Source organism: Actinocrispum sp. NPDC049592, from assembly GCF_040675465.1.
Taxonomy (GTDB): Bacteria; Actinomycetota; Actinomycetes; order Mycobacteriales; family Pseudonocardiaceae; genus Kibdelosporangium.
This window is the reverse complement of record NZ_JBFAPA010000004.1, coordinates 262143-288852: the sequence shown is the minus strand read 5'-3', so window position 1 is coordinate 288852 and position 26710 is coordinate 262143. Positions and strand designations below refer to the sequence as shown.

Here is a 26710-nt window from a genome sequence, read left to right as displayed (position 1 = left end):
GCCGGGAAGGATCGGGGCATGGCGCATGTCGTGGTGATCGGTGGGACGGGGCACATCGGTGGGTACCTGGTGCCGAGGTTGGTGGCGCTTGGGCATGAGGTGACGGTGTTGACCAGGGGGAAGTCGGCGCGGTACCGGGAGGATGGGGCGTGGGCGGCAGTCACCACGGTGGTGGTCGACCGGGATGAGGAGGAGCGGCGGGCGGGGGCGTTCGGGGATCGGGTTCGGGAGCTCGAGCCGGATGTGGTGATCGACCTGATCTGCTTCACGCTGGACAGCGCGCGGCAGATCGTGCAGGCCGTGGCCGGTCGGGTCCGGCATTTCCTGCACTGCGGGACGATCTGGGTGCACGGGCCGAGCGCGGTTGTGCCGACACCCGAAGACGTGCCGCGGCAGCCTTTTGGCGAGTATGGGGTGCAGAAGGCGGAGATCGAGGCGTGGCTGCTGGATCAGGCGCAGCGCCACGGGTTTCCGGCGACCGTCCTGCATCCCGGGCACATCGTCGGGCCCGGGTGGGTGCCGATCAACCCGGCGGGGAACCTGGAGCTGGATGTGTACCGGCGGCTTGCTGAGGGTGCCGAGGTCGCGCTGCCGAACCTGGGCATGGAGACCCTGCATCACGTGCACGCCGATGACGTGGCGCAGTCGTTCACCGCGGCGATGGCCCACCGGGCGGCGGCCGTGGGTGAGAGCTTCCACGTGGTGTCATCGGCGGCCTTGACGTTGCGGGGCTACGCCGAAGCGGTGGCGGGGTGGTACGGGCAGGAGGCCAACCTGACGTTCCTGCCGTGGGAGCAGTGGCGGGAGACCACGACCGCTGAGGCCGCCCGCTTCACGTGGGACCACATCGCGCACAGCCCGAACGCGAGCATCGCGAAGGCGGAGCGGATGCTCGGATATCGGCCGCGGTACAGCTCGCTGGAGGCGGTGCGGGAGGCGTTGGAGTGGTTGGGACGGGAGGGAAAGGTGCCCAGGATATAGCGTGGTTCCTCGCCGCGAACCACGCGCTAGGCGGCTTCGCGCCGGAACAGCCGGGTTCCCCAGGCGATGGTGAGGGCGGCCAGACCGACGGCGACGGCGAACGCGATGGGGATAGCGGTGTTGGTGTACTCGCCGAGGAAGGCCGCGCGGATGCCGTCCACAACGTAACGCAGTGGGGTCAGTCGGGACACGATGTCCAGCCAGGCAGGGGCGAGGGACATCGGGAGGAGAATGCCCGACAACAGCAGGAGCGGCACCGTGACGCTGTTGAGGAGCGGCGCCAGGGATTCCTCGTTGCGGGTGGCCATGGCCAGGGCGTAGGAGAGCGCCGCGAGGCTGGCGGCGAGCAGCGCGACCAGGGCCAGACCCAGCAGAACACCCGGAAGTGGCGCCCTGAGGCCGAAGATCAGGGCAACGGCCAGCAGGAGCACGGCCTGACTGACCAGCAAGAGAACATCCCGCAGCACCCGACCGAGCAGCAGCGCCGCGCGGCTGACGGGTGTGACGCGCAGACGCTCGATGACGCCGGAGCGGACGTCGGCGATCACGGTAAAACCCACGAAGGCCGCGCCGAACAGGGCGAGTTGGACGAGCAGCCCGGGGATGTAGACCTGCCAGGAGTTCGCGCCCAGCGGCAGACCCGCCAGCAGGGGTCCGAAGAACGCCAGGTACACCAACGGCTGAAGCAGGCCGACGACCATCCACAGTGGACTTCGCAGCGACATCGCCAGTTGGTGGCGGAAGATCAGCCGGATGTCATGCATGGGTGTGCTCCCTGCCGAGGGTGGCCCGCTCCGGCCCGGCATCCACGAGTGGGTGGCCGGTGACGGCGCGGAAGACGTCGTCGAGGGTGGGGCGGCGCAGGTCCACGGAGGTGGGTGCGAGCCCGGCCGCGTCCAGCAGGCGCACGATGTCGGCGAGGACCCGGTCGCCATTGTGGACGGTCAGCCGCAGTTCGGCGTCGTCGTGGGCGACCGAGCGGACGGCCTCGTGGTCGCGAAGTGCGGTGAGGATGGCGGCATCCGCGCCAGTTACCTGGATGGTGATCACGTCGCCGGACAAGCCGCTCTTGAGGACGTCCGACTCCCCCGCCGCGACGACCTCGCCGTGGTCCATGACGAGCAACCGGTCGCACAGCGCGTCGGCCTCGTCGAGGTAGTGCGTGGTCAACAGGACGGTGGTGGCGTGCTGGTCGCGCAGGGACCGGACGTAGGCCCACAGTTCGTCGCGGCTGGGTGGGTCCAGGCCGAGGCTGGGTTCGTCGAGGAACAGCAGACCCGGCGAGTGAACGAGTCCCAGCGCGATGTCCAGGCGGCGGCGTTGCCCACCGGACAGCAGGCCGACCGGTCGACGCGCCAACGACGAGAGCCCCAGCAGTTCGCACAGCGACAACGCCCGTTCCCGCGGACGCGACACCCGGTACAGAGACGCCTGCAGCACCAGTTCGTCGAGCACACGGCAGCGTGGGTCGGTGCCGCTGCTCTGGGCGACGTAGCCGATCCGCTTACGCACCAAGGCAGGCTCGGACACCAGGTCCGCGCCGACGATGGTGGCGGTGCCGGATGTGGGGCGCAGCAAGGTGGTCAGCATCCGCAGTGTGGTGGTCTTGCCCGCGCCGTTGGGCCCGAGCAGGCCGACGATCTCACCGGCGGCCACCCGCAGGTCGACTCCGCGCACCGCCTCCACCGCGCCGAACACCCGCCGCAGGCCGCGTGCCTCGATGACCATCCGGGTCACCATCCCATCGCCACGGCGGCGACCAGGTCGCGTTTGTGGGTGATCGACACTGTCACGTGACTGACGCCGACCGCTTGGGCCGCTTCGGCGGCCGACGCGGTCAGCGCGATCGACGGCTCGCCGGATCCGGACCGGGTGACCACGATGTGGCTGGGCACCACGCCCTGGAACAGGCCGGTGCCCAGGACCTTGAGCACGGCCTCCTTCACGGCGAACCGGCCGGCCAGGAATTCGGCCGCCCGGCCGGCCGCCAGGGTGGCGGCGTGGTCCAGCTCGGCACGGGCGAAGGCGAACCGCCGGAACCAGTCGCGGGCCAGCAGCCGCGTCAGCTCGTCGCGGGTGGCCAGGTCAATCCCAAGCCGCATCCGGCTCGCCTCCCGGGAGGAAGTCGTTCTTCAGCAGACCCTGGAACACCGACAGCCGGTGCAAGTTGCTCGTGCCCTCCATGAACTCGAACGCGCGCAGGTCCCGGTAGGCCTTCTCCAGCCACGGGTGCTCGATCAGCGAGGCCGGGCCGAGCAGTTCGGCGGCCAGCAGGGTGGCCCGTTCGCCGAGCTGGGCCGCGCGCATCTTGACCGCGCCGACCCGGTGCTGGTTGACCACCCCGTGGTCGATGTCGGCGGCGACCTCGTGGACCGCCTGCCGCACAGCGGACACCCGGTCCTCGAGTCCGTCCACTCTGGACCGGTCCCAGGCCGGGAGCACCGGTCGATGTGCACGAAGGTAGTCGCAGACGGCCTGGGTCTGGCCGAGAGTCATCGCCGCCAGCCCGGGCCGGAACCGCAGCAACGCATGCAAAGCCCCGTAAACACCGCGGCGGCTGGGCGGGCGATGACGGCCGAGCACCTTGTCCGCGGGGATGCGCACGTTGTTGAACACCAGACGGCTGATCCGGGCACCCCGCAGGCCGACCATCGGCAACAGCGAGCCCTCGAACCCGGGATCGGACGGGTCGATCACGACCACCTCGATCCCCCACGGACCCGGCGCGCGACGGCAGAACACGACACCGATCTGGGCCCGGGCGCCGTTGCCGATGTAGCGCTTCTCGCCGTTGAGCAGGAACCCGTCGCCGTCCGGAGCGGGAGTGAGCGTGGTCTCCAGCTCCAACGCGGCCGAGCCCTTGCCCGGTTCGGTCAGCCCGAAGAACGTCCACGTGGGACCGTCGACGACCCGGCCGAAGTACTCGTCGCGCTGGGCATCGTCGCCCAGTTCCCGCACGACGTCCCGGGACAGCCCGGCGCCGGGCGCGGCCAGTACGGCGTTCGGGTCACCGTGGGAGATGGCCTCCAGGATCACGACAAGGGCGGTGCAGCTCGGGTCGAACGACTCGACATCCGTGCGTTTCTGGTACTCCGGCGGGGTGAAGATCTGGTCGAGCAGGTCGAACGCGGGCAGGTGCAGGTACTCGGTGATCGCGTCCGGGTCACGGTCCAGCGCCATGCCCAGGTCGCGCAGGGACGGGGCGACCTCCCGGCAGCGCTCGCGCAGCCGGAGCAGCGAGTCGTCCAGCAGGTCCTCCGACAGCGCGGTCATGCCGCCTCCTCACGCAGGTAGACGTTGCCGGTGACCTCGGCGAGGTGCAGGTCGCCGCCGGGGCCGGAGACGAGGAAGCTGCTCGCGCCGAGCAGGCTCAGCAGCAGCCGTCCCGCAGCCACGAGCGCTTGGTGGGCCCGCCAGCGGGCAGCGGGATCGGCGACCGGCAGCGCCGCGGTCTCGCGGATCTCCAGGGCGACATCGGCCAGCGCGGCCTGGACGAGTTGCCGGTCCAGCAGCGGGGCGCCGGTCGAGGACCGGTTGGCCAGGTGCCGCATCGCGTGCGCGATTCCTTGCCGCAGCAGGCTTCGGTGCAGGCCGAGCAGCCCGGTGGCGAACTCCTCGCGGGCATCCGGCGTGGAGGGCACGGCATGTCCGACGCCCAGGCCGAACCGCGCCAGCGGATGGTCGGGGCTATCGGGAACGACGTTGAGCGAGCCGAGCACCACGCCGGACGCCGACGCGACCGGCGTGGTGCCACCCGCCTGCCGGTGCAGTAGGTCTAGTTGCGCCGCATAGGCACTCATGCGCTCTCCTCGGTGTGGCGGCGCAGCAACGCCGCGTGGCTTCGCCCGGTGCGGGGGTCGGTGTCGCACAGCACGAGCGCGTTCTCGGTGTGCGCCCAGGTTTCGTGGTGCCGGGCCAGATCCAGCCAGACGCTGGTGCAGTACGAGCCGCGGGAGACCTGATGAACCGGCAGGCCCGCAGCAGCGACCGCCGTGGGGTCGGTCCAAGGTCCGGCCACCACCAAGGCGGGCTGTCCGCCCGCTGCCTGGGTGATCAACGCGGTCAAGTGCGGAGACGCGGGCGGGATCGTCCCCAGCCGCCACGGACCACCGGAGCCGAGCACGAGGATCGCGGCCGAGTCGGCCAGCCCGTCGCGGGCGATCGGATCGTCGTTGCCGATCGTGCTCTGCTCGACCACGACAACCGCGCCTTGCCGGCAGCGGCCGGACCGGGCGTAGGCGTCGGCGATGCGCAACGCGGTGAACGGGGCGCGCAGGCCCTGTTCGGACACCGCGAAGTTCTCCGAGCCACCGCCCAGCAACCGGTCCACATGCCCGCCGATGCACCGGAACGGGTACAGGTCGTTCATCCCGTAGGCCACCACGATCAGGTCCGGCGCGGGCGGCTCGGGCAGCCGGTCGAGCGCGTGCTCGGCCAGTTCCTGGAACAGGATGCCGGGGCCGCGTTCGAGCCGCTGCTCCTCGAAGGCCACCCCGAACGGGGCGAGCAGGTCGGTCTGGTAGGCGACCAGCCACTCGTCACGTTCGTAGGGGTTGCGGTAGTCGGCCACGTAGGCGGCCGCCGCGGTGAGCGACAGGCTCATACGGCGACGTCGAGATTGGCCTGCAGGTAGTCGGCCAGGGTGCCCAGCGTGCGGAAGTTGTCCATCTGCAAGGACTCCGGGTCGACCTCGATGCCGGTGTGGTCCTCCAGCGCCATCAGCAGGGTGAGCACCGAGGTGGAGTCCAGGTGCAGGTCCTCGAACAGGCGGGTCTCCTCGGTCGCATCGGAGTAGTCGCGTTGCATGACCTCGGTCAGCGCGTTGGTGACGGTCTTGAGAATGCTCGCGCGGTCCATGTTCGGAGTCTCCTTAGAGTGCGATCAGCAGTTGCTTGTTGAGCAGGTCGTCGACGGTGTCGCGCAGGCGCACGAGGTGCGCGGTGCCGTCGAGGACCAGGACCTCGGCCGGGTAGCCGTGGCTGAGGAACAGGCCGGGTGAGGCGGACGGGCCGTAGGCGCCGGAGCGCTCCACCCCGAGCAGGTCGCCCGGGCGGACCTCGGGCAGCGCGACCTGTTTGGCCACAACGTCGTTGGGTGTGCACAGTGGACCGGTCACGTTGTAGGGCCGCAGCTCGGGGTCGGTGTACCGGGTCAGCGAGCGCACCGGGAAGTTGCGTTTGACGAAGCTGCCGATGCCGACCGCGGCCATGTGGTGGTTGGTGCCGCCGTCGGCGACGACGAACCACTCCCCCATGGACTCCTTGACGTACCGGGCTCGTACGACGTACGTGCCGCACCAGCCGACCAGGTAGCGGCCCAGTTCGGTGATCACCCGGCGGCCGGGGTTGCGGGCCAGGAAGTCCGTGACGGCGGCGTTGACCCCGACGGCGAGCTGGTCGAGGTCGATGTCCTTCTCGTTGTCGAAGTAGGGCACGCCGATCCCGCCACCGACGTCTACTGTGGACAGCTCAAAGCCGAGCTCGGCGGAGAGTTCCTCGGCCGCATTGAGAATCCCGCGGGTGTTGTCGACGATGGCGGCCGCGTCCAGGATCCGGGTGCCCATGTAGCCGTGCACACCGATCACCCGCACGCCGGGCAACGACCGGAGGAACGACCGCGAGCGGAGCAGGACCTCCTGGTCGATGCCGAACTGGCGGGGTTTGCCGCCCATCGACAGCCGGGCGCCCTTGGCGGTGAACGACGGGTTGACCCGCAGCATCACATCGACGGGCCGGGGTAACCCGAGGCCGTTGACGAGTTCCAGTTCCTCCAGCGACTCGCACACGATCGCGTGCACACCGGCTTCGGCGCAGGCCCGCAGTTCGGCCACGGACTTGCCCGGCCCGAGGAAGATGATGTCCTGCACGGCGGCGCCCGCGCGGCGGGCGGTGATCAGCTCGGCCATCGAGGACACCTCCAGCCCGGCGCCCAGCGACCGCAGCACGGCGCACACGCTGACGTTCGGGTTGGCCTTGGCGGAGTAGAAGATGTCCAGCTCCGGGGTCAGCCGGGCACGCAGCGAGCCGTACACGTCCCGCAGCACATCGCCGTCGTAGAGGTACATCGGCGTGCCGAACTCGTCGGCCAGTTCGCTGATCGGCCGGCCCTGCACGGTGAACTCACTGGTCATCAGTCCTCCAAGGTCTTCAGCGCGGCAGTGGCGGCGGAGTCCAGTCCGGCCAGGCGGGTGCGGTCGGGGGCGACGAGCATGGTGTAGAGCCGCCCGTCGAACGGCGGTTCGCCCGAGGCGTTCGCGTTGACCGTGCCGAAGCAGGTGACGATCACGCTCCGGTCGGCCAGGAGCGGGCCGAGGACCCGGCGCACATCGGCGAACGTGATCGGCGCGGCCAGCCGCAGCGGGTAGTGCCGGGCCAGGCAGACGTGCCCGGGCGGGACCAGGCGTTCGGTGACGCCGCCTTGGTAGGTCGACATGTTCAGCCGGGCGTTGATCTCCAGGACCGGGTAGAGCACGCCATCCTCGCCCAGGATCGCGTCCACCCCGGCGACGCCGTGGAACCCGTCGGCGAACAGCCGCGTGCCGACGGCGTCCACCGCTTGGCGCAGTTCCTCGTGCTGACGGGCGGGCAGGTCGACCGGCGACAAGTGTCCCTTGTGGACACCGCCTTCGGTGAGCGCCTGTTTGACGAAGTCGTAGGTGATCGTGCCGTCGCGGGCGACCGTGAGCTGGTAGTTGAGGTCGAACCGCTTGGGCAGCCAGTGCTCGACGACCACATGCAGACGGCCGTCGCCGGTTCTGGTGGCACGGCGGCGGACCAGCTTGGCCAGACCGTCCACTTTGGCGCGGCTGTCGAGCACCAGGAGGCCCTTGCCGGACACCCCGTAGGCGTCTTTCACCACGAGAGTAGTGCCGTCGCTGTAGGTGTCGAGCACGGCGAGGAACTCATCAGCGGTCTCACAGCAGTACCCCGGAACTGGACGCAGCCCGGCCGCCTCGACCAGACGGCGGCTGTAGATCTTGCTGTTGACCCGTTCGAACACCTCAGCGCTGGGCACTGCCAGCGGCAGGCCGGTCTCGGCGGCGAGTTTCTGTTCGGCCTCCGAGGTGCCCATCGGCAGCAGCGTGCCGCCAGTGCGGGTCAACCGGTCGACGGTGCCGGGTGAGGCGATAGCATTGTCCGTTGTGGACCGTCCTGGTCGGACATCCGACGGAACCACGATCTCGGGCGGTTCGAAGCCCAGTTCCGCGATGTAGGACCGGAAACCGGGGTCGAGATCGTGCGACAGCACCAGAGTGTCGCCGGGACCGGCCAGCAGCACACCGAGTTCCTCCATCCGGTGCACCATGTCGGTGGACGCGGAGAACCCGACACCGGGCAGCCCGACGTGCCGCCGTGCCCACTGCGCCTCGGCCTCGAAGTTGCACAGCAGCACCAGAGGCGTGTCCGGCGAACCCGTCAGGGCGGACTTGATCGCGCGCAGATATCCGGTCATGAGCCCTCTCCGGTGTGCTCGACCACCATCGCCGAGTAGGTGGCGCCCATGCCGACCGAGGTCAGCAGGTACAGGCCGCCGTGGACCAGCCGGCCCTCGCGGCGCAGCGTGGTGTAGTTCAGGAACGGGTCCGCGCAGCAGCAGTGGCTGTAGCGGGGGATGTTGTCGAAGTAGACCCGGGAGCGGTCGAACTTCAGCTCCTCGAGAGTGCGCAGCCACAGCAGCCGGCTCACGTTGTGCGGCACCAGGAGGGTGATGTCGTCCAGCGTCACCCCGGCGCGTTCGACCGCGCGCTCGACCGTCTCGATCAGGAACGGGGTGTAGTTGTCGTGGAACTCCTGCACCCGGTCGTCGGCCAGGTACACGCCGTCGGAGAACAGCACCTGGGTCTTGGTGGCGTACGAGCGCATGATGTCGCCGTCACCGCCCGCGCTGACCAGGCACGCCGTCGAGGCCTCGCCGAGGATGGTGGTGTTGTTGACCACCCGGAACCGCGCGGTGACGGGCTTTTCGCCGGTCAGCACGAGGGCGCGGGCGGCCGGGTCGCCGTCGGCGCGCAGCAGTTCACCGGCGATGTCGATGGCGGCCAGGCCGCTCGCGCAGTGCTGGTGGCTGACGCCGAACGCCTCGACGTCGGCGGCCAGGCCCAGTGCCTGGCGCAGCACGTCGGCGGCGTCGATGTGCGAGGGGGTGACGTCCAGGACGGTGTGCGCGAACAGCAGGTACCGGATCACCCCCGGGTCCGGCAGCTCGCGCACGACTCGTTCACCCGCGGCGGCCACGAGACCGAACAGGTCGAGCGCCGGGTCGTCGTGCACCCGGTCGAACCCATGGATGTTGCGGAACATCCGTACCACGTACTTGTGCAGTCCCAGCGAGTCGCCGAGGTGCTCGATCGGCACGGATCGGTCCGGCAGGAACGCCTCGACCCGCTCCAGGGTTGTGGCTCGCATGCCGGTCGACGCTAGGGATCCCCGGCCCCGGCGAGCATGCGGGCAAACCCCTATGGGCACCCCTGTTCACCGGGGGCAAGGGTCTTGACCAGGCAGTCGAACACCGGCCCGGCCGGGTCGAACGTGGTGCTGCCCAGCGGCCGCCAGCCCCAGCGCAGGTAGGCCGAGCGGGCGGGTTCGTTGCCCGGCTCGACGCAGATCAGGCCGCGCTGTTCGGCGCGGGCGGCGAGGAACTCGTCGTGCAGGCGGCGGGCGATGCCCCGGCCCCGCCAGGGCGCGCGGACCATGATCTCCTGGATGAACACCGTGCGGTCGCCGGTCTCCCTGGTCAGCTCGGCGGGCAGCACGCCCGCGAACGGCGTCCACCACCGGGTCCAGCGGGGCAGCGCGAACCCGTAGAGGTAGCCAGTGATCCGGTCCTGGTCGCAGGCGGCCACCAGCTCGAACTCGGGCTGGCGCAACGCCACCGCGAGCCGGTCGCGGAACCGGTCGGCCGAGAAGTACGGGACGCCCTGGCCGGCGTAGATCTCCTGGTGCACGGCGACGGCCTCGTCGAGCAGGGCGCGGGCGTCGGCGGCGGCGTGGCGGTGCAGCGTCAGAGGTGTGCTCACGGTGCTCGATGGTGTCCGCGGGCCGCGCGGCCGGTCCACACCACGGCTGGAAAACCGGTGACCGAGCAAGGGTTTCACCCCATGCTCGCGCTACCCCGGCTGGCTAGCGTGCGGCCATGAAACATCTCGAGGTGGACTTCGCGGGTCACCGGGCGGGCAGTGGCCCGGTCACGCTGGGTCAGGGGAACGTGCTGGAGTGGATCGGCGAGCAGGAGCAGGAGCGGTCGGACATCCTGTGCCGGTTCGTCCCGGTGCCGCCGGGCCGCGGCCTGGCGGACATCCGTGCCTCGGTCGCTGTTCTGCTGGCGCGGCACGAGAGTCTGCGTACGACGATCCAGCCGGGGCCGCCCGCGACACAGCACGTGATCGGGTCGGGCACGTTGGTGGCCGACGTGCGGGAACTCGCTGAGGAGGACGCGGAGTCCGTGCTGCGGGAGCGGATCATGGCCACCCGGTTCAACTTCGGGCGCGATCTGCCGTTCCGCGTCTCGATCGCGACCCGCGACGGCGTGCCCTATCTGGTCGCGCTCGCGTTGTCCCATCTGGCCGCCGACTACACCAGCATGCAGTTGCTCGCCGGTCAGTTCGCGGCGATGCTGGACGATCCCGCGGCGCGGATCGCCGGGCCTGCCGTGCCGCAGCCGCTGGATGTCGCCGCGCAGGAGGCCGAACCGCCTGCGCGGCGCCGGGCCGCGTCGGCGTTGCGGTACTGGGACACCCAGCTGCGCCGCCTGCCGCAGAGCATGTTCGCGATGCCCACTCAGGGCCAGCCCGGGTCGCGGGAGGCCTACTTCGGGTCCCGCAAGGCCGGGCTGGCGCTGCCCGCGACGGTGGAACGGACCGGGGTCAGCCACTCGACGGTGCTGCTGGCGATGGCGGCGACGCTGCTGGCGGTCCGCGCCGGTACCTCGGCGGCCGCGGTGGTGTCCATGTGCGGCAACAGGTTCCGTCCGGATATGGCCGCGTATGTCGGCACGGTCGCGCAGGACGCGCTCATCCCGTTCGACCTGGGTGACTCCACTGTGGACGACACCATTCGCGCGGTCCGGCTGGCCACGATGAACTCCTACCGCTACGGGAAGTTCGACGCCAAGGGACTGTGGCCGATCCTGGACGCGATCGCCACCAACCGCGGCACCCGGTTCCACCGTGACTGCGTTGTCAACGACGTGAGCGCGACCATGGAAGACCGGACGGTCCTGTCCGACGAGGGACAGGACAGCAGCCGTTTCGTGTGGCTGCCGCAGACGTTCTACCCGGTGGCGTGCCTGTTCACGGTGCTCAGCGCGGGCAGCCACCTGCAGGTCGCGCTGTATGGCGACACCCGTTACCTGCCGGAGGCCGATATCGAGGGTGTGCTGCGCGGCTTGGAGGCGCTGGTGGTCGCGTCGGCGGCGGGGCCGGTGCCGATCAGTGAGGTGTCCGCGATCACCGGCGTGGTTGCGGTGGAGCGGGGTGAGGGGTGGGTTCAGCACGAGTACGGCTGGGTCGAGCTGGCGGCGGTACGGCGGTTGCTGGCCGACGTCCTGCCTGGGGCGGCCAGCGGGGTGTTCTTTGTGGACGGTGAGCTGGTGGCGTACCTCGCGCCCGAGGAACCGGTGTCGCCCAAGCAGTTGCACAACGACTGCGTGGCCGCGCTCTACGGCCGGTACTCGACGATCACTCCTGGCCGGTACGTCATCTGCGCCGGTGCACCCGAGGCTCTCGACTCCCACACGGCCTGGATGGACCGGCCGGTGGTGTACTCGGGAACCGGCCGGGACTGAGGTCGTTTTCGACCGGGGCGGTCACTTCGCCGCCCTGGAGCGGCCGGAAGCGCTCGTCACGGAGATCCGCGAGTTCTTCCGGCCGCTGCTGCTGCCTTAGGTGGCCGCGGCGGCGAGGCGCTGGGCCACGCCGACGCGGGACTTGACGTCGAGCTTGGTGAACACGCGGGCCAGGTGTCCCTCCACGGTCTTGGCGGACAGGTACAGGCGGGCGGCGATCTCACGGTTGGTCATGCCGTTGGCCACCAGCTGGGCGATCTCCCGCTCACGGTCCGACAGCACCTCGACGGTGCCGGCCTCGCCCGCCCGGCGTGGCCGCGGGGTGCGCGCGCCGAGGCGGCTTTCGCTGTTGCGCACCTTGGTCAGCAGCCAGGTGGCGCCGCAGGCCGCGTAGCCGGATTTGGCCAGGCCGAACTCCACCCGGGCCCGTTGCAGATCCCCTGACGCGGCAAGGTTTTCCGCGACGACACCGTGGGCCATCGCGGCGTGCAGCGGCGCCCCGGCGGTGACGAACCAGTCCACCGCCAGCTCCGCCTGTGCCAAGGCCTGACCGTGCTGCCCGCAGCCGGCGAGCACCCGGGCGTACGCCATCTGGGTAATCCCGCGCTGGTAGGGCACATCCAGCTCGTCGGCGAACCGCACCGCGTCCTCCGACAGCTTGACGGCCTCGTCCCGGGCGCCCAACGCGAGCTCTGCCAGCGCTAAGGAGGAATACCAGTGCGCGTTGGTCAGGCCGCCTTTGCCGATCTGGAGGTGCTCGGCGATCTGGGTGGCGGCCGCGGTGGGACGGCCCGCGATCAGCAGGGCGGTGACCCGCGCGGCGTCGGCTTCCTCGGCCCACCAACGGGACCGAGGCCGGGCGCCGTCCGCGAGGTCGAGCGCCGCCTGCGGGCCGCGATGCCACAACGTCACCCACAACTCGACCGCCCCGGCCATCCCGTTGGTCTCCGTGCTGCCGATCGCCGCGGAGGCGTCCCGGGCGTCGACGAGCGCGGAGCAGGCGACATCGAGGCGGCCGGTGCGTTCGGCCAGCGCCGACCGCACGGTGTACAGGTAGGGCAGAACCCGGGCCAGGCCGGAGGTGTGGGCGATCTCCAAGCCTCGGGCCAGGTGCCGGTCGGCGTCCGGGTAGCGCTCCAGATGCAGTTCCAGCCACGCCAGCATCGGCAGGATGCTCAGCCATTCCCGGAGTTCCGCGTCGGACAGGCCGTCGACGAGCCGGGCCGCCTCGGTCAGCCGGTGCCGGGCGGCCACGACGTCACCGTCACGCAGCGACGCCATGCCGAGCAGTACCCGGCCGGACGCGACCTGGCATCGCTCGCCGATGCGCAGCCCGTCGGCGACCGCGGCGGTGGCGTGCCGGATGCACCGCTGCGGGTCGTCGAGCAGGAGGTTCGTCGCGGCCAGCTCGATGGTGAGCGCGCCCCGGCCGGCCGCCGGGACGGCTTCGCCGAGTTCGGTCTCCAGCAGGGCACGGGCTTCATCCAGCCGGCCCAGGAGGCGGTCGGCGGTCGCGCAGTGCAGGACCGCCTCCCAGCGCCGGGGCCCGGCGTGTTCGATCACCTCGTGCAGGATCCGCCTGCTCTCGGCCAGTCCTTCGCTGCGGCCCAACGCATCTGCTTGCAGCAGAAGCAAATCCGTGCGGGTCGTGGTGTCGGCGTCCGGGGGGAGCAGCCGAAGCGCGGTGCGCGTCCACACCGCGGAGTCGGCCGGTGCGGTGCCCAGCGTCTCGACCGCGGCCTGGACCAGAACCCCGGCCACGTCGGTGTCGCCGTAGCGGGCGGCCCGGCTCAGGTGGTGGGCACGCAACGGCAACGACCCGCCCCGGCTGCGCAGGTGCAGCTCCGCGCGGCGGTGCGCGCAGATCCGCCAGGCCGGTCCGGCCGACTGGTAGGCGGCCATGCGCAGCAACGGATGCCGGAAGCGGAACCGGAACCCGGCCGGATGCACCACGCCGAGCGCGACCAGGGCATCCAGCGCCGGGAACACCTCGGCCTCCGGCCGGTCGGCGATGCCCAGCACCAGATCGAGCTCCGCCGGGTCACCGGCGATCGCGATGGCCTGGGCCACCAGCCGTTGCACCGGGTCCAGCCGGCGCAACTCGGTGTCCAGCAACGCATGCAGCCGGCCCGGGATGTCCCGCGGGTCGGCACGGTCCTGGTCGGCCAGCACCTCCAGGGTCGCGTCGTCGACCGGGCCGAGCGCGTCCAGGTAGAGCGGGTTGCCGCCGCTGGCGCGCAGCACCAGCCGCAGCCGCCGGACCGGTAGGTCCGGCGACAGCTCCGCGATGTCGCTCTCGGTCAACGGTTCCAGCGCCAGCCGGGTCACGTCCGCCCTCGTGCGGGTGAACGCGGCCGGCAGCCCGGGCGGGACGTGGTGGTCCCGGTAGGCGACCGCGACCAGCAACGCGACCGGTGGCATGTCCAGCAGCAGCTGTTCGAGCAGATCGTGCGAGGCCTCGTCGGCCCAGTGCAGATCGTCGAACAGCAACGCCAGCCCCGGCGGCTGGGCGTGCCGGATCAGCACCTCGCGGACCGAGCGGTACGCCCGGTACCGGTCGCTGCTCTGCGGCGTCGCCAGTTCGTCGCGGGAACCGAGCCCGCTCAACGCTTCGGTGACCACCCCGAACGGGATGTGTTGCTGGTACTCGCTCGACCGGGCGGCCAGGAGGGCCAGCTTGCGGTCCGTGGCAAGGCCGGCCAGCTCGTCTAGCAGCCTGGTCTTGCCGATCCCCGGATCCCCGTAGATCTCCACGACCTGTGGTCGGCCCGTGGCCAGCCGGTCCAGCACCTGGTGCAGTGCCGTGGTCTCGGTCTGCCTGCCCACCAAGGCCTGTCTGCAGGACACCCCCACCTGCCGGCCTAGACGATCACGGAATCGGATAACCAGCCGGAGAACAGCTTGCCGAACAGTCCCGTTCGGCGTGGCGAATCATGGACCGGGCAACAGCAACGGGACGGGTTCACGGGTCCTCCTCGACGCGCACTTCGATTGCACCCCGGACAAGGTATAGACCAATCAGTTCGGGGTGCACAACAGCGTGATATCGCGACGACGTTTCGATAGGACCGCTTTCGGTACCAGAGCGGCAAACCGGGCGTTCACGGGCCGGCAAGCCGCTCTCCCGCAAGAGATTCACCAAACCCGGGAGTTGATCTGACCTTCGTATCCCGGCGAACCAAGAATTGTCCTCAATGGACGTTGAGGGTCACTTGTTTTCCGCCCCGGTGAACGGGAATGTGACGTTTGTCAGCTCCTCGGAGACTTCCCAGAGACGGCGGGCGTCGGCCTCGTTGTACGCGGGTTTGCGGGCGCGCACGATCGTGGGGTGGCCGCGCTGTTCGAAAAAGTTGTCCGGGCCGATGAAGCTGCCGCCGGGAAGACCGGGATACGTGGCCGCGTACAGGCTCGGCAGCGCGCCCATCTCCATGGACTGGGCGAAGGTGCGCGTGAACAGCGACACGGCCCGCTCGACGAGCTTGCTGCCAGTGGCCTGCGTGACCGCGTTCTGCAGGTTGGTGTTGGCGTAACCGGGGTGCGAGGCGTAGCTGCCGAACGGCGCACGGCGGTCGAGTTCGAAGGCGAACAGCAGGTTGGCCAGTTTCGACTGACCGTAGGCCAGCCAGTTCTGGTAGCGGCGGGTGCTCTGCAGGTCGTCGAACCGGATGCGGCCGATCCGGTGCATGCCGCTGGACACGGTCACCACACGGCTGCCCGGCCGGGCGGACAGCATTTCGGCCAGCCGGCCGGTCAGGGCGAAGTGGCCCAGGTGGTTGGTGCCGAACTGGGACTCGAAGCCGTCGGCCGTCGTCCCCTTGGGCACGGCCATGATGCCAGCGTTGTTGATCAGCAGGTCGAGGCCGTCGTGCTCCTTGGCCATCACCTCGGCGAACTCGCGCACCGACAACAGGTCGGCAAGATCCAGCCGTTCGAGCGACAGCGACGCATCGGGGACTGCCGAGCGGATGGTCGAGACCGCGGCCGAGCCCTTGGTCAGGTCCCGGCACGCGACCACGACGTGAGCACCCGCGCGAGCCAGCTCCTGGGCCGTGACCAGGCCCAATCCGCTGTTGGCGCCGGTGACCACGGCGGTCCGGCCGGTCTGATCGGGGATGTCGGCGGCCGTCCACTTGCTGCCCATCGCAGTTCCTCCACAGGGGTGAATGCAACGCAACGGTGCGTTGCATTCCACCGTACCGAGCCGCGCTGGGACAACGCAACGTCGCGTAGTGTTTTGCTTGTGTTTCGCGCCACCCGCACCGAGGGCCGCGGCCCGCGCCAGGCGGCCGCGATCTTCCAGGCCACCCTCGACCTGCTGATGCAGCACGGCTACGACGGACTGACCATCGAAGGCGTGGCCGCGCGGTCCAAGGTCAACAAGACCACCATCTACCGCTGGTACCCCTCCAAGGACGCCCTGCTGGCCGCGGCGATGATCGACCGCGAGGTGCTGGAGAAGAACACCGAGGACACCGGCAGCCTGCGCGGCGACCTGATCGCGGTGACCCACCAGGTGATCCGGATGCTCACCGCGGTGCCCAGCGGCAAGGTCGCCACGGCCGCGCTCGGCGGGCTGGAGCGGCCCGGCCTGGCCGGCCTGGTGCGGATGTTCTGCGCGGAGCGGATGGAGAGCGAGAAACCGATCTTCGACCGGGCCCGGCAGCGCGGTGAGCTGACCGCGGACGTCGACCCGGCGATGGTGATCGACCTGCTGGCCGGCGCGGTCTGGTACCGCGTGCTGATCCGGCAGACCGCACTGGAAAGCGGCTTCGCCGAAGCCATTGTGGACACCGTCCTCTCCGGACTCCCCCGGTCGTCGTAGGCCAGGTGTCGTAGTCGCGAGACAGTTCGGTGTCAGGTCTCAACGAGCTATTGACATCGATGTCATGGCTGAGTTCCCCTGTTCGCGGCCCCGGGGGCAGGGGCGTTCCTCAACGCGGAGGCGAAACATGGGCTACCGGCGAAATGCCTGGCCAAGACCGCTGATCTCCCGCCTGGCGGCCGCGGCCGTGGGCGTGGCATTGTCGACGACGGTGCTCGCGGCACCCGCGCAGGCGCAGCCGGGAGGCAACACGGACTTCTACTCGTCGTTCGAACCGGGCGACCCGCAGCCGGCGTGGACCGACACCGCCGAGACCCTGCCGGACGGCACGCCCAAGGCCTCGGGCGTCAACGGTGACGACCCCACCCGCATCCCCGGCGACATCACCGACAAGGTCACCGAGGTCACCGCGAACGGCGAGAACTCCGGGTCCGGTGAGGTCAAGGAGAACCTGGTCGACCACGACCCGAACACCAAGTGGCTGGTGTTCGAGTCGACCGGCTGGGTGCAGTTCAAGTTCAGCGAACCGGTCAACGTCGTGCGCTACGCGCTGACCTCGGCCAACGACTTCCCCGGCCGCGACCCGCGGGACTGGACCCTGCGCGGCTCCAACGACGGCCAGTCCTGGACCGACCTGGACAAGCAGACCGGGCAGAGCTGGGACCAGCGGTTCCAGACCAAGGAGTACAAGTTCACCGGCGGCGCGGACTACCTCTACTACCGGCTGGACTTCACCGCCAACAACGGCGACCCGATCGTGCAGCTGGCCGAGGTGCAGTTCTCCGAGACCACTCCGCAGGCCGAGGCCCGCATCGCCATCGCGCCGAACATGACCACGCAGATCGGCAACGGCCCGACCAGCGCCTACACCAGCAAGACCAAGGTCGGCTTCACCGGTCTCAAGGCGTTCCGGTACGTCGGCACGCATCTGGCCCAGGGCCGCGCGTACTCGTACAACAAGGTGTTCGACGTCAACGTTGTCGTCACGCCCACCACGCAGCTGTCCTACAAGATCTTCCCCGAGTTCCTGCTGGACGACCTGAACTATCCGGGCACGTACGCGTCGGTCGACCTGGCGTTCACCGACGGCACCTACCTGAGCGACCTCAAGGCCGTCGACCAGCGCGGGTTCCCGCTCACCCCGCAGGGCCAGGGTGCCTCGAAGGCGTTGTACACCAACCAGTGGAACAACATCGCCTCGTCCATCGGCGCGGTCGCCGCGGGCAAGACGATCGACCGGATCCTGCTGGCCTACGACAACCCGAACGGCCCCACCGGGTTCAAGGGCTGGGTGGACGACATCCGCGTCGTCGGCAGCCCGCAGGCCCCGGCGCGCAGCCACCTGTCGGACTACGTGCTGACCACCCGCGGCACCAACGCCACGAGCAGCTTCTCGCGCGGCAACAACTACCCGGCGACCGCGGTCCCGCATGGGTTCAACTTCTGGACCCCGATGACCAACGCGGACTCCACCGACTGGCTGTACCACTACAGCAAGGTCAACAACGCCGACAACCTGCCGACGCTGCAGGCGTTCACGGCCAGCCACGAGCCCAGCCCCTGGATGGGTGACCGGCAGACCTTCCAGGTGATGCCGTCCACCGCCGACGGCGTGCCCAACGCCAACCGTGGTGCGCGGGCGTTGCCGTTCAAGCACGACAACGAGGTCGCCAAGGCGCACTACTACAGCGTCCAGTTCGAGAACGGGGTGAAGACCGAGCTCACGCCGACCGACCACGCGGCGGTGTTCCGGTTCGGCTTCCCCGGCCAGGCGAACCTGATCTTCGACAACGTGAACAACAACGGCGGTCTCACCCTGGACGCGGCCGGCAGGACGATCACCGGCTACTCGGATGTCCGAAGTGGACTGTCCGCGGGCGCCGGCCGGCTGTTCGTCTACGCCACCTTCGACCAGCCGGTCACCGCGAGCGGCAAGCTGCCCGGTGGCGGCGGCTCGAACGTCACCGGCTACTTCAAGTTCGGCGACGTCCGCCAGGTCACGATGAAGATCGCCACCTCGCTGATCAGCGTCGAGCAGGCCCGCAGGAACCTGGAGATGGAGGTCTCCGCGAGCGACACGCTGGAGACGGTCCGCGACCGCGCGCAGAAGGCGTGGGACGACCAGCTCAAGGTGATCGAGGTCGAGGGCGCCTCCGACGACCAGCGCACCACGCTGTACTCCAACCTGTACCGGCTGTTGCTGTACCCGAACTCCGGGTTCGAGAACACCGGCACCGCCCAGGCGCCGAAGTACCAGTACGCCAGCGCCTGGTCGCCGAACACCGGCCAGAACACCCCGACGCAGACCGGCGCCAAGATCGTCGACGGCAAGGTCTACGTCAACAACGGGTTCTGGGACACCTACCGCACCACCTGGCCCGCCTACGCCCTGCTCACGCCCAGCAAGGCAGGCGAGATGGTGGACGGGTTCGTCCAGCAGTACCGCGACGGCGGCTGGATCGCCCGCTGGTCCTCCCCCGGCTACGCCAACCTGATGACCGGCACCAGCTCGGACGTCGCGTTCGCGGACGCCTACGTCAAGGGCATCAGCAACTTCGACGCCGTGGCCGCCTACGACGCCGCGATCCGCAACGCCACGGTCACCCCGCCGAACGTCACCAACTCCAGCGTCGGCCGCAAGGGCATCGACAAGTCGATCTTCCTCGGCTACACGCCGACGTCGGTCGGCGAGGGCATGTCGTGGGCGATGGAGGGCTACGTCAACGACTTCGGCATCGCGCAACTGGCCCAGGCGCTGTACGACAAGGCGGCGCCGAACGACCCGCGCAGGCAGGAGTACAAGGAGAACGCCGAGTACTTCCGCAACCGGGCGCAGAACTACGTGAACATGTTCGACAAGTCGGTCGGGTTCTTCCAGGGCCGCAACGACGACGGGTCGTGGCGCTGGACCAAGGACCAGTACGACCCGCGCGTGTGGGGCTACGACTACACCGAGACCGACGGCTGGAACATGGCGTTCACCGTGCCGCAGGACGGCCAGGGCCTGGCCAACCTGTACGGCGGGCGGGACAAGCTGGCGCAGAAGCTGGACCAGTTCTTCGCCACCCCGGAGACCGCGCGGTTCCCCGGCTCGTACGGCGGCATCATCCACGAGATGATCGAGGCCCGGGACGTGCGGATGGGCCAGTACGGCCACTCCAACCAGCCCTCGCACCACATCCCGTACATGTACGACTTCACCGGTCAGCCCTCCAAGACCCAGGCCAAGGTCCGCGAGATCCTCTCTCGGCTCTACCTGGGCAGCGAGATCGGCCAGGGCTACGCCGGTGACGAGGACAACGGCGAGATGTCCGCGTGGTACATCTTCAGCGCGCTGGGCTTCTACCCGGTGCAGATGGGCAGCCCGAACTACGCCATCGGGTCGCCGCTGTTCACCAAGGCCACGATCAACCTGGAGAACGGCAAGAAACTCGTCATCAACGCGCCGAAGAACAACGCGCAGAACGTCTACGTGCAGGGCCTGAAGGTCAACGGCAAGGCCTATGACAAGACCTTCCTGCCGCACGACCTGCTCGCGGCGGGCGGCACGCTGGACTTCGACATGGGCCCGAAACCGTCGAACTGGGGCACCGGCGCCGACGCGGTGTTCCCGTCGCTGACCAAGGGCAACGCCGTGCCGCAGCCGCTGCGCGACGTGTCCGGCAACGGCACCAACAGTGGCCCGGCGGAGGTGTTCGACAACAGCTCGCAGACCGAGGCCACCCTGGACACCGTCGCCTACACCGCGGCCCGTCCGCACGACGTGGTCACGTACTACACGGTGACGTCGGGCAAGACCACCGGCCGCGACCCGGCGAACTGGGTGCTCAAGGGTTCGTTCGACGGCAAGAACTGGGCCGTGGTGGACGAGCGCAAGGGCCAGTCGTTCGCGTGGCGCCAGCAGACCAAGGCGTTCCAGGTCGCCAAGCCCAGCCGCTATACCCAGTACCGGCTGGAGTTCGAGGGACAGGCCACCGTGGCGGAGGTCGAGTTCCTGGCCAAGCCGACCCCGGCGTGCACGCAGACGATCACCGGTAAGCACGACGGCCCGCTGACCGTCACCGGCGTGGTCTGCCTGCAGGACGCGACCCAGAACGGGCCGGTCCAGATCAACGCGGGCGGTTCGCTCTACGCCTTCGGCGGCACGATCAACGGCCCGGTCAACGCCTACCAGCCCGGCGCCGTGGCCCTGATCGGCACGCAGGTCACCGGCCCGGTGTCGATCAACCGGGCGACCGGTGAGGTCAGCGTCGGCGCGGCGGCCATCAACGGCCCGGTGTCCCTTGTGGACAGCGCCGGTCCGGTGGTCGGGTCGACCAGCGTCACCGGCCCGGTGAGCTGCTCCGGCAACAACCCGCCGCCGGCCAACAACGGCCTGGTCAACACCGTGCAGGGGCCGCGATCCGGCCAGTGCGGCACGCTGTAACCGATGGGCGTGGGCGGGCTTCCGGGCCCGCCCACGCGTACCATCCGCAAGCGTGCAGCCCGATGTCTACCTGCTGATCCTCGGCGATCACCTGCCCGACCCGCGCACCGGGCGCACGGTGTCCCAGCGTGACCGCCTGCACGCCATGTGCGCTCAGGCCGTGGTCGCCGAGGAATCCGGCTTCACCGGTGTCGCCATCGGCGAGCACCACTTCACCCGCTACATCGTCTCCGCGCCCGAGCTGATGCTCGCCACGATCGCCGCGCGAACGAGCACCCTGCGCCTGTCCACCGGCGTCACCCTGCTGCCCCACCGCGATCCGGTGCGGGTCGCCGAGGAGCTGGCCACCCTCGACGTGCTGTGCGACGGCCGCGCGGAACTCGTCGTCGCCCGCGGGGTGTCCCCGGCGACCGATGAGGCGTTCGGCATCCAGCACGACGACCTGCGGCCACGGTTCGACGAGTATCTGCGGTTGTTGCTGCAACTGCTGACCGAGACGAACGTGACCTGGCACGGCTGGTTCCGCACCCCGCTGGAGAACGTCACCACCACCCCACGGCCGATCCAGGTCCCGCATCCCCCCGTGTGGATCGGAAGCGGCTCGGCGATCTCGTCGGATCTGGCCGCCGAACTCGGCATGCCGCTGATGCTGCCGAGCACCCTGCGCTCCCCCGACGCCTACGTCGATGTCGTCACCCGTTACCGAGATCGCCTGTCGGCGCCGGGCCGGGTCGCCCTGCCGAGCCACGTGTACGTCGCCCCCGACAACGCCCGGGACCGCTGGCGCCCCTACCTGTCGGCCTACGCGGCGTTCGCCGACCCGTTGCGCGGCGACGGCCAGCCGGTCGATGTCGACCGGCTGATGAACGGCTCGGCCGTCTGCGGCGACCCGCACGAGGTCGCCGACCGCCTCAACGCCCTCCAGAGCCTGCTGGGGCTGGACGCGCACCTCGTGTTGATCGACGTCGGCGGGCTGCCGCCGGACGACGTGCTCGCCGCGATCCGGCTGTTCGGCGAGCAGGTGATCCCCAAGCTGACGGCGTAGGCTCCGCTTGTGAGCGCTGCCGTCGATCCTTCCAATGTGGACGAACTGGCCCTGTGGGACGGGCCCCGGGGTGCGTTCTGGGCCAAACGTGCCGATCGTATCGACGAAGGCGTCCGCGGCTACCACGACCAGCTGCTGGACGCCGCCGAGATCACCGGCACCGACACGGTTCTGGATATCGGCTGCGGCAGCGGGCAGACCGCCCGCGACGCCGCCCGCCGCGCGAAAGCCGTGACGGGCATCGACCTGTCCGCGCGGATGCTGGAGCTCGGCCGGCGGCTCGCGACCGGGGAGCACCTCACGAACGTCGAGTTCGTGCAGGGTGACGCGCAGGTGCACCCGTTCCCGGACGCCCACTTCGACGTGGCGATCAGCCGCAACGGGGTGATGTTCTTCGGCGACCCGGTCGCCGCGTTCACCAACATCGCCCGCGCCCTGCGTCCAGGCGGCCGGATCGCGCTGCTGAGCTGGCAGCAGCCCAACCGCAACGAGTGGGTCGGCCTGTTCTTCCGGGCCCTCCAGGACGACGCACGGCCGGCTCCGGCCCAGGCGCGCAACCCGCTCGGCTTCAGCGAGCCGGACAGCATGCGCGCGATCCTGACCGAGGCCGGGTTCACCGATATCCGGTTCACCAGCCTGACCGAGCCCATGTACTTCGGCACGGACGCCGATGACGCCAGCGCGTTCGTGGCCGAGCAAGTCGGCCTGGATCCCAGCGACCCGGCCGCCGCGGCCAAGATCGCCGCTATGCGCGCGGACATGGCCCAGCACCAAACCGCGGACGGGGTGTTCTACGGCTCCGCTGCCTGGCTCACCCAAGCTGTCCGCTAGCGCACCAGCGCGGCGAGGTCGATGGTCAGCGAGTACGGGCCCGTCGCGGTGAACCGGCCGGTGACCGGGCCGTTGTCGACGTACCCCGACTCGTTCAGTTCGCAGGCGAGCAGCGAGACCGGCGTGCTGGTGACGTCGAGGATCCAGTAGTGCGGAATCCCGGCGTCGGCGTACTCACGGCGTTTGACCACGTTCGCCGTCCGTGCGGACCCCGGCGCGACGACCTCGATCACCAGCCGCACATCCGCCGCCTTGACCAGACCGGTCTCCGGCGCCTTGGCCGACACCGCGACCAGGTCCGGGCGGCGGACCGTGCCCGGCGCCGACGCGTCCGCCAGCTCCAGGTCCACCTCGGCGCCCGCGACGAACCTCGCCTGCGGCTCCTGCACCCGCAACTGGATCGCCAGCGCCATCACCGCGTTCATCCGCTCCGGCGGCGCACCGGGCAGCAGCATGAACGCGCCCTCCTGCAGCTCGTACTGCTGCTCGCCGACACCCAACGCGGCGTACTCGGCCGCCGTGTAGAAATGCGACGGCTGGAAATTGCTGTCCCACACGGCTTCGAGCGTCCCAGGCTCGGTTTTCCCCGATCGAGACACCGCCGGTAGCCCAGAGTAATCAGTTCGCGGTCGGTGCTGTGCCTGAGGATGCGGCTGCGGTGGCCGCGGAATCGTTGACCGAACTGGGTTTGGTGGGGCTGGTCGTGGCGGGCGCTACCGAGGACGGCTCGGTGTGGGTAACCACACGCGGATGGGCCAAAGTCCTGGTGGAGGCCGTCAACAAGCGCTCGGCGCTGCCGATCTGAGCGTGGACGGGTCCGATCCTCCGCTCATGGCCAGCCCGGCGACGATCGCCTGGGCGGCCGGCGACGGTCGGTGCGTCATCAGGCCCGACATCGGTGAACAGCAGCAACGCCAGCAATCCGCGCGCCCGCGACCGGACATTGACCCAGTACCCACCAGGCCCGTCGTATCTGCCCTCGATGTGGTACCCGGCGTTGCCCCGTTCCTCCGACGGGAAGCGCACCGCCGCCGCGTCACCGGCCTTCACCGGCGAGGTCCACCGATGTTCGCCGATCAGCTGGTCACAGGCGGCAGTCAGCGCGGGTGAAGTCCCTGCAGCGTCGAACGGACCGCCACCGAGGCCGTCGAGGTGCATCGAAACCGGCCAGCTGGACGGGTCATCGCCACGGACACCCCGCTCACCCAACGCATCCCAGATCAGCTCCCTGCACGCCTCCGCCGTCGCCGCATCGAAAGCACCACGGACGGCGATCCAGCCATCCCGGACAAAGCCCGCCACATCAAGCTCCACCGCACCATGGTGGCCCCGGCATCCACCGATGGTCATCCGGATTGACTGCCGAGACCGGACCACTGTGGAGCACGGAGACGTCTCACGCGGCTTCCACGCGACTTCACGCGATGACGCGGAACTGCCGGACTCGCGCATCGGCGCGAGCCCGGCAGTCCGATTTGTTACTGAACGACCAAAGCGTAGTCGGCGTCCGTCGCCGCGGTCTCGACGTGACCATCGGCGTTGATCTGGGTCGCGACCACCTCGACGATCCAGGTGCCCGCGGTGGGTGCGTCCAGGAACACGTTCTCGACAGTGTCCACTGTGTTCGCCACCCCACCGGGTGTCGACTGGGTGCCTTCGTTGAGGCCGTTGTTTCCCCAGTAGACAGTCCCGTCGGGGGCGGTGACCTTCAACGACAGGTCGTTCACCCGCGCCACCGACGCGGTCGGGCTGCCCGCCGGGTCGGTGTAGACGAGCGTGGCCTTCAACGGTTTGCCCGTCGCGTTCACCGTGTAGCGCCGGGTCTGGCCCTGGGTCAGCAGATCGGTCTCGTTGACCAGCACCGGCAGCTTCCAGTTGTACGCCTTCGCCTGGTTGTAGGCGTTCCCGACGCTCGCCGAGCCCCAGCCCTGGTGGGTGCGGGTCATGTCGGCCGCCGTGCCGGTGAACGGGTACTGGTTGGCGGTGTTGATCAGCAGCGCCTTCGCCGTGGACGCGTGCGGGCGGCTGGTGAACACGTCCCGCGCCTTGCCCGGGCCGCCATCGAACACGCCGTCGGCCCACATCTGGTGCAGCAGACCGGCATTGCCACACGTGATCGGCGTGGCGCCGCTCGTGCCACCGAACGACGAGGTGTACGAAGTGTCGCTTGTGGACGATGTGGTGTCGATCGCGTCGTAGTAGTTGGAGATGTCCGGCTTGAGCCTGCCGTCCGCGGCCGGGCCGATGCTCGCGCCGCGGTTCCACTTGTCATCCGTGCGGGACAACGTGTTGAAGTGGTACTGGCCGCCGACCGACAGCACGTTCTTGGCCCACGCCTCGGGCCGTGAGCTGCGGGTGCCCGCGTTGCTCTGCGACTGGCAGATCAACAGGTCCAGGTCGAACACGATCTTGTCGAGCGCTGCCGAGAGGGTCGTGTAGGAGGTCGTCAGGGCGTTGCCCCAGCTGTTGCTCTGGAACACCGCGCGGTACGGGCCGGCCGGGTTGACCAGCTCCTTCGTGTGCGCGTAGCGGTCGGGTTTGTTGTAGGTCGCCAAAATGCCCTGCCCCTCGGGCAGCATGCCGCGGCGCATCGCGCTCACCCCGGAGGCGAAGATCTCGCCGTAGGTCGAGGTGCCGTGGCTGGTGTCCGACGAGTTGGCGCCGTGCAGGACCGGCGGCCGGGCCCGGAACTCCTGGTGCGTGGCCCGCAGGCCACCGTCCATGACCTCACCGCGCACACCCTGCCCGCGGTAGCCGCCCGCGGTCTCGATCGCGTTGGCACCACTGGCTTCCCGCGCGATGTTCATGTCCGTCTCCGGCGCGGACACCGCCCCGGCCGCGAGCACCTCCGGCAGCTGCGTCAGCGCCGCGACCTGGTTCGCGCCCAGGACAGCGCCGATGTGCTGACGACTCTCCGAGACCACCACGCTCTGCCCGCCGAGCTGGGCGATCTTGGCCGCGACCGTGCGCTGGTCGGCGGCGTCCGGCTCGACGAGGGTGATCAGGTACTCGCTCGGCGCCAGGCTCGCGCGCTCCAGCCCGGCTTTGTCGGCCGGCTGGTAATCGCCGACCCAGCGGACGAACCCGAGCCGCGAGACGGATTTACCCGCCGCCGGATCCATTCGCACCACATACGCGAAATCGGGAATGTAGGCGCCGATTCGCACACCCAATCCCCGCAATTGTGCGCGTTGCACATCGGTCAGAACACCGCGGAACTGAACCAGATAGGCGCCGTTTCCGGACTGCGCGGCGGGTTTCGCCGCACCGGAGCGCACCGGGTCGAACGTACGGGTCACCAGGCGGATGAACTGGGCGTCCTGGGCCTGCTCGGCGCTGGTCGCGGTGACGACACCGGTCGTCATGAGCAACGCGCCGAGCACGGACCCGGCCAGCAGGACGCGCCGGGAACGCAGCATGAAATAGACCTCCGGATCACGTGCAGGGAAACGCCCAGACGGGAGGAAAGGCCCGAGCGGTTCACTGACCGTACCGACCGGATGACACCCGGTCAGCCCCCGAACGGTCTACCGAGAACGACTGTGAAAATGGGAAAACACCCGTTCCTTCGGGGCTTTCGGAACTGGATTTCGCTGGATGGTTGGCGTTTCGGTAGAAAGTGAGCCGAGTTTCGTCACAGTGAGATGACACTGTGGATGTAGTCCTGAAATTAGTGAAGTGCGGGCAGGGATCCAGCCACCAGGGTGAAGCTGGGATTTCAGGGCTGAGAGTCTCGACTCGGCTTTCGCGCCCCACGGGGAAATGCCCGCGCATTCACCCCGCTCAACTCCCCCGGAAACCGCGCGAGCCGGACATCTAGGCG

At 69.5% G+C, this 26710-nt stretch carries 22 protein-coding genes; 6 read left to right on the top strand and 16 right to left on the bottom strand.

Features of this window, described 5'->3' with window-relative positions:
- Positions 1-18 precede the first annotated feature (18 nt).
- Complete coding sequence (locus tag AB0J95_RS13530; RefSeq protein ID WP_364756776.1) at positions 19-981, top strand: NAD(P)-dependent oxidoreductase; 963 nt, start codon at positions 19-21, stop codon at positions 979-981.
- A gap of 26 nt (positions 982-1007) precedes the next feature.
- Here AB0J95_RS13530 and AB0J95_RS13525 read toward each other — a convergent pair whose 3' ends face one another.
- From AB0J95_RS13525 to AB0J95_RS13475, 11 genes are read right to left on the bottom strand one after another with little or no spacing between them, the layout of a single operon-like run.
- Positions 1008-1745: an ABC transporter permease gene (locus AB0J95_RS13525; protein WP_364756773.1), complete on the bottom strand. Its 738-nt coding sequence runs from the start codon at positions 1743-1745 to the stop codon at positions 1008-1010.
- Complete coding sequence (locus AB0J95_RS13520; RefSeq protein WP_364756770.1) at positions 1738-2709, bottom strand: ATP-binding cassette domain-containing protein; 972 nt, start codon at positions 2707-2709, stop codon at positions 1738-1740. The genes AB0J95_RS13525 and AB0J95_RS13520 overlap by 8 nt, the downstream gene beginning before the upstream one ends.
- Positions 2710-2714: 5 nt before the next feature.
- Positions 2715-3083, bottom strand: a complete 369-nt coding sequence (locus AB0J95_RS13515) for a 4'-phosphopantetheinyl transferase superfamily protein (protein ID WP_364756768.1) — start codon at positions 3081-3083, stop codon at positions 2715-2717.
- The gene (locus AB0J95_RS13510) at positions 3067-4254 is read right to left on the bottom strand and encodes an acyl-CoA dehydrogenase (RefSeq protein WP_364756766.1); all 1188 of its coding nucleotides are present in this window, start codon (positions 4252-4254) and stop codon (positions 3067-3069) included. Before AB0J95_RS13510 ends, AB0J95_RS13515 begins: the two co-directional genes overlap by 17 nt.
- On the bottom strand, positions 4251-4781 hold the full coding sequence (locus AB0J95_RS13505; RefSeq protein WP_364756763.1) for a hypothetical protein: 531 nt from the start codon (positions 4779-4781) through the stop codon (positions 4251-4253). The genes AB0J95_RS13510 and AB0J95_RS13505 overlap by 4 nt, the downstream gene beginning before the upstream one ends.
- Positions 4778-5584: a hypothetical protein gene (locus AB0J95_RS13500; RefSeq protein ID WP_364756761.1), complete on the bottom strand. Its 807-nt coding sequence runs from the start codon at positions 5582-5584 to the stop codon at positions 4778-4780. Before AB0J95_RS13500 ends, AB0J95_RS13505 begins: the two co-directional genes overlap by 4 nt.
- Positions 5581-5838, bottom strand: a complete 258-nt coding sequence (locus tag AB0J95_RS13495; RefSeq protein WP_364756759.1) for an acyl carrier protein — start codon at positions 5836-5838, stop codon at positions 5581-5583. The genes AB0J95_RS13500 and AB0J95_RS13495 overlap by 4 nt, the downstream gene beginning before the upstream one ends.
- A gap of 13 nt (positions 5839-5851) precedes the next feature.
- Positions 5852-7111 (bottom strand): type III PLP-dependent enzyme, encoded by a 1260-nt coding sequence (locus AB0J95_RS13490; protein ID WP_364756757.1) that lies wholly within the window; start codon positions 7109-7111, stop codon positions 5852-5854.
- Positions 7111-8433, bottom strand: coding sequence for a hypothetical protein (locus AB0J95_RS13485; RefSeq protein WP_364756755.1), 1323 nt, complete (start codon positions 8431-8433; stop codon positions 7111-7113). Before AB0J95_RS13485 ends, AB0J95_RS13490 begins: the two co-directional genes overlap by 1 nt.
- Positions 8430-9386: a 3-oxoacyl-[acyl-carrier-protein] synthase III C-terminal domain-containing protein gene (locus AB0J95_RS13480; RefSeq protein WP_364756752.1), complete on the bottom strand. Its 957-nt coding sequence runs from the start codon at positions 9384-9386 to the stop codon at positions 8430-8432. Before AB0J95_RS13480 ends, AB0J95_RS13485 begins: the two co-directional genes overlap by 4 nt.
- Before the next feature lie 50 nt (positions 9387-9436).
- Positions 9437-9997 (bottom strand): GNAT family N-acetyltransferase, encoded by a 561-nt coding sequence (locus tag AB0J95_RS13475; RefSeq protein ID WP_364756750.1) that lies wholly within the window; start codon positions 9995-9997, stop codon positions 9437-9439.
- Between the two features lie 116 nt (positions 9998-10113).
- Between AB0J95_RS13475 and AB0J95_RS13470 the strand changes: the two genes are divergently transcribed.
- On the top strand, positions 10114-11763 hold the full coding sequence (locus AB0J95_RS13470) for a condensation domain-containing protein (protein ID WP_364756747.1): 1650 nt from the start codon (positions 10114-10116) through the stop codon (positions 11761-11763).
- A 96-nt stretch (positions 11764-11859) separates the two neighbouring features.
- On the opposite strand, the gene AB0J95_RS13465 is transcribed toward AB0J95_RS13470, so the two are convergent.
- Complete coding sequence (locus AB0J95_RS13465; RefSeq protein ID WP_364756744.1) at positions 11860-14589, bottom strand: AAA family ATPase; 2730 nt, start codon at positions 14587-14589, stop codon at positions 11860-11862.
- A 382-nt stretch (positions 14590-14971) separates the two neighbouring features.
- A complete protein-coding gene (locus AB0J95_RS13460) occupies positions 14972-15904 on the bottom strand; it encodes an oxidoreductase (RefSeq protein WP_364756742.1) in 933 nt (310 codons plus the stop codon).
- A gap of 99 nt (positions 15905-16003) precedes the next feature.
- On the opposite strand from AB0J95_RS13460, the gene AB0J95_RS13455 reads away from it, so the two are divergent.
- From AB0J95_RS13455 to AB0J95_RS13440, 4 genes are all read left to right on the top strand, one after another.
- Positions 16004-16585, top strand: a complete 582-nt coding sequence (locus AB0J95_RS13455; protein ID WP_364756740.1) for a TetR/AcrR family transcriptional regulator — start codon at positions 16004-16006, stop codon at positions 16583-16585.
- A 127-nt stretch (positions 16586-16712) separates the two neighbouring features.
- On the top strand, positions 16713-21011 hold the full coding sequence (locus AB0J95_RS13450) for a GH92 family glycosyl hydrolase (RefSeq protein ID WP_364756738.1): 4299 nt from the start codon (positions 16713-16715) through the stop codon (positions 21009-21011).
- 52 nt (positions 21012-21063) lie between these two features.
- Positions 21064-22056 carry an LLM class flavin-dependent oxidoreductase gene (locus AB0J95_RS13445; protein WP_364756736.1) on the top strand — a complete coding sequence of 331 codons (993 nt, stop codon included), beginning with the start codon at positions 21064-21066 and terminating at the stop codon, positions 22054-22056.
- A 9-nt stretch (positions 22057-22065) separates the two neighbouring features.
- Positions 22066-22887, top strand: a complete 822-nt coding sequence (locus AB0J95_RS13440) for a methyltransferase domain-containing protein (RefSeq protein ID WP_364756733.1) — start codon at positions 22066-22068, stop codon at positions 22885-22887.
- Here the strand turns inward: AB0J95_RS13440 and AB0J95_RS13435 are convergent.
- From AB0J95_RS13435 to AB0J95_RS13425, 3 genes are all read right to left on the bottom strand, one after another.
- A complete protein-coding gene (locus AB0J95_RS13435; protein WP_364756732.1) occupies positions 22884-23444 on the bottom strand; it encodes a Uma2 family endonuclease in 561 nt (186 codons plus the stop codon). The genes AB0J95_RS13440 and AB0J95_RS13435 overlap by 4 nt on opposite strands.
- A 61-nt stretch (positions 23445-23505) precedes the next feature.
- On the bottom strand, positions 23506-24201 hold the full coding sequence (locus tag AB0J95_RS13430) for a hypothetical protein (protein WP_364756730.1): 696 nt from the start codon (positions 24199-24201) through the stop codon (positions 23506-23508).
- Between the two features lie 164 nt (positions 24202-24365).
- The gene (locus AB0J95_RS13425) at positions 24366-26306 is read right to left on the bottom strand and encodes a S8 family serine peptidase (protein ID WP_364756728.1); all 1941 of its coding nucleotides are present in this window, start codon (positions 26304-26306) and stop codon (positions 24366-24368) included.
- Between the last annotated feature and the right edge of the window lie 404 nt (positions 26307-26710).

Excerpts from the sequence above, each read along its gene's own strand:
- AB0J95_RS13530 (WP_364756776.1), top strand. The coding sequence starts at position 19 with ATGGCGCATGTCGTGGTGATCGGTGGGACGGGGCACATCGGTGGGTAC.
- AB0J95_RS13525 (WP_364756773.1), bottom strand. The coding sequence starts at position 1,745 with ATGCATGACATCCGGCTGATCTTCCGCCACCAACTGGCGATGTCGCTG.
- AB0J95_RS13520 (WP_364756770.1), bottom strand. The coding sequence starts at position 2,709 with ATGGTCATCGAGGCACGCGGCCTGCGGCGGGTGTTCGGCGCGGTGGAG.
- AB0J95_RS13515 (WP_364756768.1), bottom strand. The coding sequence starts at position 3,083 with ATGCGGCTTGGGATTGACCTGGCCACCCGCGACGAGCTGACGCGGCTG.
- AB0J95_RS13510 (WP_364756766.1), bottom strand. The coding sequence starts at position 4,254 with ATGACCGCGCTGTCGGAGGACCTGCTGGACGACTCGCTGCTCCGGCTG.
- AB0J95_RS13505 (WP_364756763.1), bottom strand. The coding sequence starts at position 4,781 with ATGAGTGCCTATGCGGCGCAACTAGACCTACTGCACCGGCAGGCGGGT.
- AB0J95_RS13500 (WP_364756761.1), bottom strand. The coding sequence starts at position 5,584 with ATGAGCCTGTCGCTCACCGCGGCGGCCGCCTACGTGGCCGACTACCGC.
- AB0J95_RS13495 (WP_364756759.1), bottom strand. The coding sequence starts at position 5,838 with ATGGACCGCGCGAGCATTCTCAAGACCGTCACCAACGCGCTGACCGAG.
- AB0J95_RS13490 (WP_364756757.1), bottom strand. The coding sequence starts at position 7,111 with ATGACCAGTGAGTTCACCGTGCAGGGCCGGCCGATCAGCGAACTGGCC.
- AB0J95_RS13485 (WP_364756755.1), bottom strand. The coding sequence starts at position 8,433 with ATGACCGGATATCTGCGCGCGATCAAGTCCGCCCTGACGGGTTCGCCG.
- AB0J95_RS13480 (WP_364756752.1), bottom strand. The coding sequence starts at position 9,386 with ATGCGAGCCACAACCCTGGAGCGGGTCGAGGCGTTCCTGCCGGACCGA.
- AB0J95_RS13470 (WP_364756747.1), top strand. The coding sequence starts at position 10,114 with ATGAAACATCTCGAGGTGGACTTCGCGGGTCACCGGGCGGGCAGTGGC.
- AB0J95_RS13460 (WP_364756742.1), bottom strand. The coding sequence starts at position 15,904 with ATGGGCAGCAAGTGGACGGCCGCCGACATCCCCGATCAGACCGGCCGG.
- AB0J95_RS13450 (WP_364756738.1), top strand. The coding sequence starts at position 16,713 with ATGGGCTACCGGCGAAATGCCTGGCCAAGACCGCTGATCTCCCGCCTG.
- AB0J95_RS13425 (WP_364756728.1), bottom strand. The coding sequence starts at position 26,306 with ATGCTGCGTTCCCGGCGCGTCCTGCTGGCCGGGTCCGTGCTCGGCGCG.